Below are 8,698 nucleotides of genomic sequence, written 5' to 3'. Positions count from 1 at the left end.
GGTTTTAACCCCTGTCGAATTGAGGGTTTGATTTTAAGTTCACACTAATAGGCCATGCCTAAGTCCCTACCTCTGCTATGTACCTCTAACAACTAGCAATAACTAACAATTACTAATGATTTTAGGTTTCGATCCGGGTCGCGATAAGTGTGGAATAGCTGTTATGGGGTTAGATAGGGAGGTTCGCTATCATCAAGTTGTGCTGGCGGAGAATGCGATCGCGACTATTGAATCTCTATGTTCGCAGTTTCCGATTGAGTTAATTGTGATGGGGGATCAAACTACTTCTCGTAGTTGGAAACAAAAAATTTCTGCTAGTTTGCCGTTGGTGGAAGTTGTGCAGGTTGATGAGCGCTATAGTAGTTTGGAGGCACGCGATCGCTTTTGGGAAATGTTCCCTCCCAAGGGTTTTAACCGCTTGATTCCTCAAGGGATGCGGACTCCCCCTCGGCCTGTGGATGATATTGTGGCGATTGTGTTGATTGAAAGATATTTGAATTGCGATCGCAAGTGAAAGAGTTGCATCTCCTCAGCTTAAATAGAGGCTATGGGTTGAGAGCACAACTTGCTTCATCGTCACCTGTTTTTATTGCTCCTAAAAGTGTTGTTACCACCGCGCATTTTCTAGCTGCGCCAAGATCGTCGTGCCGTAAAGTAATCAATTTTTTTGACCCGAACCAGGTTGCCCCATCTGTACACTCATCGTCAGCATTCTCCACAATACAACCTTGGCGATTAAATCTGGCTATGTAAGTACCATTTACAGAGTCTAAGTTTGTCGAGGCAGTACTGGTAATATCGATCGCAATCTTATCCTCTAGGCTGTACCATACATTAGGTGCAGAAGAAGGAGATGTGGATACTGGCAAGGTTGCAGGAGGGACGGTTGCAGGGTGAATAGCCCACTGCACTAAGTTACCTTGTATTCTAAAGCTAGCCTGCCATGCTACTTTATCCCGTTTAGCATTACTTTGAGCTAATTGCAAGGCTCCGTAAACTCGGCTTTGGCTAGTGCGTAAACGTTGATTGTTAATGAAAGCTAACCAACCTGGGGCCGCGATCGAGCTTAAAATGCCAACTATCAATAGCAAAATCAGCAGTTCTATTAACGTAAACCCTGTGTCATGTTGCTGATGGTTTTTTCCTAATCCTATTCTTGACTGGCTAGAAAGTCCGCTTAATTGTTGCAGATGTGGCTTGCTAGTTGCAGCTAAACTTCTCTGCCAAAGTTTTAATAGTGTTGAGTTTTTCATATTTTTCTCTGGTTTTTATACCTTAGTTTGACACTCATTGGATCTATTTTAAACTGAGATATTGCATTATTGCCCAAATCCCCCATATTAAGTCTGGTTAATTAGAGATAATTTCTGTAGGGGCGGGTTCGCCAAGATATCAAAATATAAGCGATAAATCCAGAAAACCCGCCCCGGCCCAATACTTACGCCGATCTCTTGCACTAATATCAATAAAGGACTCGATCGCGGGGTGGGGGCGGGTTTTTGAGTCTTTTATAGTACCGTTAAAGCTTTTGGCGAACCCGCCCCTACAGGCTTTTAAAAATGGTACAAGATACGAACTTTAAATAAAGATTACTGCCCTAATACTCCTAATCCTTGCACTTGAACGCTTGCTGTTGGGAAAAATGCTGAATTGTTGCTATTGTAAGTAGCGTTACTTTGCATTTTCCGCAGAGCACTTCCTCTGATCGTAACTCGTGCTACTGTTTTAGATGAATCTACACAAGCGTAGAAACCATTTCCATTTGTAGGTGATACTATTACTGACGCAGTACCACCCAAAGCATTTAGGCACTCAGTATCTGTGGCTACATTTGTGACTGTATTTGTATCAATATAATTAACTAGCACTGGCACTTGGTTTGCGGGAGGTGCACTAATGGTGGGTACTGTTCCATTGTCTTCCTGAAGCGGCCATTGGTTCATTTTCTCCTGAAGACTATTTCCTGACACAGAGAGGCTAAATGGTTTAAAATCATCAGGTTCAGCCCCTCGATCTAGATCTGTAGCTGGAAAATAGGCAGGCGGATTAGCGGTAGTATCTATTATCCCATCACGATATTGATACCTAGTAATCCGGGCTGGACAAGTTCCACCAGCAGGCTGACACCAGATATCTGTATTATCTTGTTTTAAGTAGTAAGCAACTAATGAATATACATAAGTATCATTCAGGCAATCATCACCCGTAGTTGCATTTGGAGTACAGGCGGTAGACTCAGGCAGTAAATTTCTCATCAACTGCCGCTTCCAAAATACGAGAATAGGGGTTCCATTAGTAGCGTTGGGCAAACTATCTAGAATTGCATCAACTCCTGTTTTATCGTAAATATAAATCGCTTGACCCAAATCTTGGGCAATAAAATCAAGGGCCGATTGAATTTCTTGCTCTGTATTTGACTTAACTTGTTCTTTTCTATCAGTATTCAGGACATCAACAACAAAACCTAACAAAGGTGTCAAAATTAAGAATGTTATTATCATTGCTACTAACAATTCAATCAGCGTGAAACCGCTAACTGTTCGATCGACCTTAGAGCAATTAGGCTTGAAATGAGTTTTTAATAGCAACCTAAGTAAACTTTTCATAACTATATTTTCCTGTGCTTGAGAGTTCATCGACCTTAATTAAAATCTAGCAGCAAATCAGATTATGGTGATGGCTGTACTTGTGGACAGCCAACGCGATCGCATAAATTCTGAAATGATGACTTTGCGGCTCCGCTGGTAGTGCCAATCTCCGTAGTCATTTGTACTACTGGAATGCTGGGATTTCCTATTCCTCCTGAGATTGTTGATTGTTGTTGTTCTTGGGGATCGGCGACCAAGGTTACACCCGGTTTAAAGGCATCAGCCCTGTAAACTCGAACACCGAGCAGGTAGCCTTGTCTGGGGTCAGTTAAAGCTGCTGAAGGAATGCTCCGATAAGCTTGGATCAGCATATCTTTGACGCTTTCGGGTTTACATCCGGGATCGTCATCGAGATTAACGCAGTACAGAGACGTTGGAGTTTGACAGTAACCGTCATTTTGACAACTTAAACCAGCATTATTGGGAGCAGGAACCTTAAAATCCTCTCTGTTAGGGTTAGTCTCTGGATCTACCACCGTTGTCTCAATGATTGGCGTGATGGTAGTACCGACGATAGTTGCGACTGGGATCGCACCGCTTTTCACGCCGTTAATGTAAGTTCTAGCAGCTTGGGTTGCCAATTCTACCCGTCGAGCTTGTACGCGAGTCCCTGTAGCAAAAACTAGGACAGGCGCGATCGCAATCATCAAGACGGCAACTACAACCATCGCCATCATTGCTTCGAGGATAGTGTAACCGGAGTCTTGAGACTGCCGTAAATTTTCCAGTGGTGTAAGTTTATTCATAGGTCATCATGAGGGATTGGGCAAGGGATCTGGTACATTGTCATCGCAGAATTGAGTTGGTCGTTGGTCATCGCTGAGGGCATTTTCTGTGGGAGTGTCATCTTTTTTCGCACACAGTAAAGTTTGTACCCAAGGGTCATTTCGACCTACTTCTCTGAAAAATTCATCAGAGTTAGTCTGTGTGGTAGGAGTGGTGAAAAGTTGCGTAAATAAGTCTGGTGATTGAGACAAAAGACCGACATCATAACCCCAAAGGCGGTTTGGCGCTACGAACGTCGGGACTTTCCCTTGGGCGTTTTGAATTTTATAATTACCGGGGTAGCCAAAGATACTCGGTGATGTAGCAGTAGGGTTCAAAACAGCAGTGTAAGGTGCGGTGGAATAGGCACTGCGGCTTAACTGAATGAAGGAACCCAGGATATTTGTATCTGTGGTAGATGGAATATTTCCACCGGGACCATCAGGATTCCAGTTTTCGAGGAAACGGGTCAAGTTTTGCATCCCTCCATTCGAGTCACCGTTGGGACGAGAGGGAATGTCTCCGGCTCCGACAACTAGATTAAATGTTGTGTTCTGAGCTCGTGAGAGCCACCTTGTATTATTGGTAGTTGTTAGAGGGCCTGAATTGCCGGGGTCGCCAGTTTGTGATACGTGAATTTGTAAGACTGGAGCTAATAGTGGCTGCATAGTTCCAGTGGGCGCGTTTTCGTAAAAGAGACGATCTGTTGCAGTTGCAGTGTAGGTAGCGACTGTGCTTGGAAGAGTAGTAGAAGTAGTAGTCTTAAATCTAAGACCATTATTATTGGTAGCCGGATCGGGTACCACAGTCTGAGTTGTATTCGCATTCGAGTTAACTCCAAATGCTTCTATATTTCCACTTAGGATTCCTATGGGAATCGGAAGAGGAGGGGTGCTGCCATCGAATAACAGTTGATTATTAGCTGGATTTCGTCGAAAAGCTACGCGACGGGGATAATGTTGAAGTCTTTGCTGAAGTGGTACATCCGCTGGAGTAGTAGTACCGGCAGGTATAGCCGTCGTACCTGAACCTGAATCAACAACATTGCGCGGTTGACCTATTACATCGCTTGCCTTCACAGGGGTACCAGTTGCATTAATCTGCCAATCATTCGGCCCGCAAGCTGAAACAGGCAATTTCAAGCACATTTCCATCACATATTCTGGAAATGCTCCCCGCCGTTGAACTGGCGTGACGAAGTTGTTGAAATAAGAGCTGTCCTGAGCATTCCCACTGTTGTTTGCGTAGTCGCTATCTGGTGGTGCAACGTTACCGTTAATATTGAATGTTGCACCGCTACTCAGACCGTTGGTGACAAAGTTGTTGTTATAAAAACCATTGAGCAACCTAGCTGCTTTGGCTGTGATTGCTGTCTCTGCGCCAGCGATCGTACCATCTCCATCTGAGTCATAGCCAGTTACAGCCGCACCAGCATTATTTCTCAGGTCAAAGTCTCCCTCATTGCGGAAACCAGGGCGGAAATTCGGAGAAAGGACTGTCACAGAATCCGCCAACACTGTTGCAGCTCGCCAAGTGTCCCCGGTAGTGCAATTAGGAAGCCGGGGATCTCCTGGCCGACAAGCAAAGTTGGGATTAAGAGGTAAAGCACGGTCGTAGAAGTTGCCCCACGCAGGCTGAGTTAACGCAGTGTTAAACTCTTGTTGACTGTGTTCGTTAAAGTTGCCTTGAACGTAAACTGGCAAGTTAGAAACCAAGGTCAGTCCCTTTTCTTTCACCACATCCGATATATCTGTCGGGGCTGTAGCATTTTGACCAGTAGCACCGGCATTCCGAGCCAGGTATCTGCCATTAATTAGCATAATCCCGTGAGGGCGGCGGGTGGGGTCAAGTATAGAGTCAGTGCGACTAACGATCCCACTTTGAACTGCATCAATTCCGTAGGGAATTACGGTAGTGTTACTGGCATCTGCTGTGCGATCGCTCCTATCGGGCGCTGCATCATCACGGCTGGCATAAATAATGCCGCTATTTGGCAATAAATACTCTGGATCTGGCCCTTTAATCCCACTTGCCAAGGGGATAGTTGTATTTCGCAGCACATTTAGGTCAATTTGAGTAACCCGAATTTCCAGGGGCATCCGTTCTTCCAAGGCTAGGTCATAGTTGCCACTATTAAAAGTTGTACCAGGGGGGTTCAGGGTAAATGTTTCATCTACGGTGGTGGTTGCTGGATCGTCACGATCTACAGCCTTGATTTCTCTGGCATTTAGCAGCGCCACTTCCTTAATCGCACCGTTGGGAATAAAAGTTGTTGAAGGCGTAACCGCAGTGAAACCGGCAGTTCCCAAAATCCCAAAGGCGCACAGTGTAGAGTCGATAGCAGCTTGTTCTGCCAAGTTACGATCCGTTTCATCTTTCATCAACGCCGTTCTTAACTGCTCGTTGACGAATCGACCATCAGGAAAGACCATATTCGCCTGATCGTAAAGTTCCGAGGGAGTACCCACAAGCAAGCCATTTCCACCAGGGATCGCTGCCGTAGCCGGTCTGTCAGTAATAGGAGGGGCTGTGTAAACTATGCCGTTATTGGTGTAGGAGTCACCAGCATTCCTTGTCGAAGGAGCAGCGGGGGGTAAATAGGTTGGCTGTGCCCAGCCGCTGACATCATCAAGAGGATCGGCGTTTCGAGCCGTTGTGCTGTTAGTGGGGTCGTAGTAGCTGCTAATGCACGCAATGGGAGCTTGGCTCTTCTTTAAATATACGTCGGAATCAAAATCTGGTTGGTCGTAGTAATCTTGGGCATAGTGATATACTGCTGTTGCCCGCATCCGTAGGTCGCCTTTGGCATACTTGGGAGTACTAGGATCAATGGTAGGAGTAACTGGAGCTGGTAATGTTGCTGGTAGAGTCTCCCAGTTTGTGGTGGTGACAATCGGAGCCCCTGTTGAATCATTTTTGAATACTTGAGAACCCGCCGCAGGTGACATTGGCATACTATCTGGCCACACCACTGTGTAAGCTTCATTCGCAGCAGTTGCCGGATCGTCATAAGGCTTGACCCCGCCTGTTGTTGCATCAAGTAGGGGTGGCGGTAGAAAAGAATTTTTTCTCTCATAAACCCCTGCACCAGTAATTACGCGCAAACCACCGATCGCACTTAAAGGATTTTCTGGTTTTTGGGCTGCTGCTTTTTCCCAGTAGTCACCGCGATCGCTAATCCCCACAGCCGCAAGTATCTGCTTTTGGCTAGTGCGAGTCCGCTGGCTACCATCGTCTGACCAAGTACCCCCAGCAACTTCCTGTGCTGTTTTCCCACCGACAAACTTAGTGCCATTCCACCATTTGAGGGGTAAGTTATTCCCAGCAATGATGCGATCTCCCATAAAATCTTCTGTTTTCGGTTTTGAGCCTCCTGTTGGGTTAGGATTTTGAGCTCTTAAGCGATCGACGTTGATGGTTAGACCTGTAGGGCCTATCGCTTGGGCAATAGTCGTGTCAGCATTCACATCTGTAGGAAGAGACCAGGCTTGGATGGGTCTGAGTGTATCCCCTGTTCCCTCGATTACCGTACCAGGAATAGTTTCGCCCGTTAAGCTCACTTCGGCAAACGGAACTTTCCGCGTCAAGCTTTCAAAGTAAGTCTGTAATGCTTGAGCGCGGTCTTTACCTCCCGCCACTGCTTTTTGCACTGATGTCGGGTCATTGGTAGTATTTGGTACTACTGGCGGCCCAGCAGTATCAGGATTTGCCGTCATCTGTGCATTTACTAAAGCACTGATCCGTCTGGCATAGGCGTTGTTGTTGTAAAGTACATCGGTTGGAGAGTTTGTTACCGATTGATTTGTACTCGTAATTACTGCTTCTGCACCTGCTTGAATTGGCGCGTCTGGTAGTTGCTTAAATAGATGAACTGTACTTGTACCAGTTGGGTTCCCAGAAGCAGAACCGTTCACGAGATTGCCCCCAACGAAAATCTTGCTGTTTTCTTGTTTATAGTAACAAGAATTTTGACCGCTAATTAGGAATACATCTACAGTATTGTTGTTCGTTGAAGTGACCAGTAAATTGCTGTTTGTCAACATCCCACCATTGATTCGGAATGCCGGCCCAGGCGATATCTCTAAGTCATCTTCATAGACTACTGCATTATTCAACAATGGAATTCGCGCTCGGTCTTGCTGATACTCTAGTGCCGAAAAACCTTTAGTGCCTTTATATGTTTCAAACTGATCGGGTGGGATACTACCATTTGCTACTGTTTGCTGTGCAGTAATCGGTACTGTCACCGTGTAAACATAAAAGCTTTTCTTCAGTTTACCATCGGATTGATACCAGCCTGAATCTCCCACCAAACTAGCGCTAGTACCAAGGGCGGCTGCACATTGTTGATTTCCCAGCGTCCCTGGCATCGGTGGAGTTCTTGTCTCTAAAGGCTTTCTTTCTGCGAGAAATTGTCCCGAATTTGCACCTGTAGCATTGCTGCGAGGAGGACTGCGAAAATAGACCCCGTAGATGGTATAACTATCAAACTTACCGTTGTTATCTGTATCTACTGGAAATCTCCAGACAGTATTTATTGCTTCGTTATTCTCTACTAATTGATTATTGGTGCTATCCCAATCTGTTAGTGAACTTCTCTCAAGATTGAAGCCTATTCTCAGGCGAATCTCATCGTTAAATGTATAAGTATCTGCTCCCGCTGTAGGCTTTGAAAGTGCTCTTTTAATAGATATATCAGAGGGTGTCCCTGTAGGTCGCGTGGGGTCTTCGTTTAATAAATATTCTATTTTTGCTTTCGCTCGTTCTAAGGCAGGAGTTGCTGCTGCTAACACCTGTTGATTCACTCTCACATTCCGAGCATTTTGTGCCCGGTCAAACGATCGCAGCGTAATTGCCAAAGTCAGCAATACCACTACCAGCATCACCATCGTCACAGTCGGCAAGACAAATCCTGCTACAGGCAACTTGGCACGTCGTCCCATCGCCATTAGCGATCGCAACATAGCTCTCATCAGCCGCTTCGCACCGGCCCTAGATACATTCGCAATCCGTCTCAACAGTGATACGATGACTTTAGCTAATTTGCGCTTAAACATAGACGCTTTCCCAAACTAAGGCAGAGATTGTCTTGCAGATGGCTGCTTGGCACTAGAATTCCTATATCTTATAGTTCCCACTTTTCCCAGTTTTGACATCACCCCGTTACATTTTGTAACAGAGGGTTAGACCCCCAGGAGCCGCAACCTACTATTTGACAAAGCTTTAACCTTGACGCTAAAGCTTTTAATAGCTTACTAGAAAACTATAAATCTAATTTAATCTAA

5 protein-coding genes are annotated in these 8,698 nt (G+C 45.5%); 1 reads left to right on the top strand and 4 read right to left on the bottom strand.

What is annotated here, in order from left to right:
• Nucleotides 1-115: 115 nt before the first annotated feature.
• On the top strand, nt 116-514 hold the full coding sequence (locus tag OSCI_RS17950; RefSeq protein WP_007356487.1) for a pre-16S rRNA-processing nuclease YqgF: 399 nt from the start codon (nt 116-118) through the stop codon (nt 512-514).
• A gap of 31 nt (nt 515-545) precedes the next feature.
• Here the strand turns inward: OSCI_RS17950 and OSCI_RS17945 are convergent, their stop codons facing one another.
• The 4 genes from OSCI_RS17945 to hpsA all read right to left on the bottom strand — a co-directional run bounded on the left by OSCI_RS17945 (nt 546) and on the right by hpsA (nt 8,470).
• On the bottom strand, nt 546-1,253 hold the full coding sequence (locus OSCI_RS17945; RefSeq protein ID WP_007356486.1) for a prepilin-type N-terminal cleavage/methylation domain-containing protein: 708 nt from the start codon (nt 1,251-1,253) through the stop codon (nt 546-548).
• Nucleotides 1,254-1,589: 336 nt separating this feature from the next.
• Entirely contained in the window at nt 1,590-2,606 is a 1,017-nt protein-coding gene (gene hpsC, locus OSCI_RS17940) for a hormogonium polysaccharide secretion pseudopilin HpsC (protein WP_007356485.1), read from the bottom strand.
• A 62-nt stretch (nt 2,607-2,668) separates the two neighbouring features.
• Nucleotides 2,669-3,394 (bottom strand): hormogonium polysaccharide secretion pseudopilin HpsB, encoded by a 726-nt coding sequence (gene hpsB, locus OSCI_RS17935; protein WP_007356484.1) that lies wholly within the window; start codon nt 3,392-3,394, stop codon nt 2,669-2,671.
• Between the two features lie 6 nt (nt 3,395-3,400).
• The gene (gene hpsA / locus OSCI_RS17930; protein WP_007356483.1) at nt 3,401-8,470 is read right to left on the bottom strand and encodes a hormogonium polysaccharide biosynthesis protein HpsA; all 5,070 of its coding nucleotides are present in this window, start codon (nt 8,468-8,470) and stop codon (nt 3,401-3,403) included.
• Between the last annotated feature and the right edge of the window lie 228 nt (nt 8,471-8,698).

The sequence above is a fragment of the Kamptonema sp. PCC 6506 genome (assembly GCF_000180455.1).
Lineage (GTDB): Bacteria > Cyanobacteriota > Cyanobacteriia > Cyanobacteriales > Microcoleaceae > Kamptonema > Kamptonema formosum.
This window is presented reverse-complemented; position numbering and strand designations above follow the sequence as displayed.

Bases quoted from the DNA above. Each gene is read 5' to 3' on its own strand.
- OSCI_RS17945 (WP_007356486.1), bottom strand. From the start codon at position 1,253: ATGAAAAACTCAACACTATTAAAACTTTGGCAGAGAAGTTTAGCTGCA.
- hpsC (WP_007356485.1), bottom strand. From the start codon at position 2,606: ATGAAAAGTTTACTTAGGTTGCTATTAAAAACTCATTTCAAGCCTAAT.
- OSCI_RS17950 (WP_007356487.1), top strand. From the start codon at position 116: ATGATTTTAGGTTTCGATCCGGGTCGCGATAAGTGTGGAATAGCTGTT.
- hpsB (WP_007356484.1), bottom strand. From the start codon at position 3,394: ATGAATAAACTTACACCACTGGAAAATTTACGGCAGTCTCAAGACTCC.
- hpsA (WP_007356483.1), bottom strand. From the start codon at position 8,470: ATGTTTAAGCGCAAATTAGCTAAAGTCATCGTATCACTGTTGAGACGG.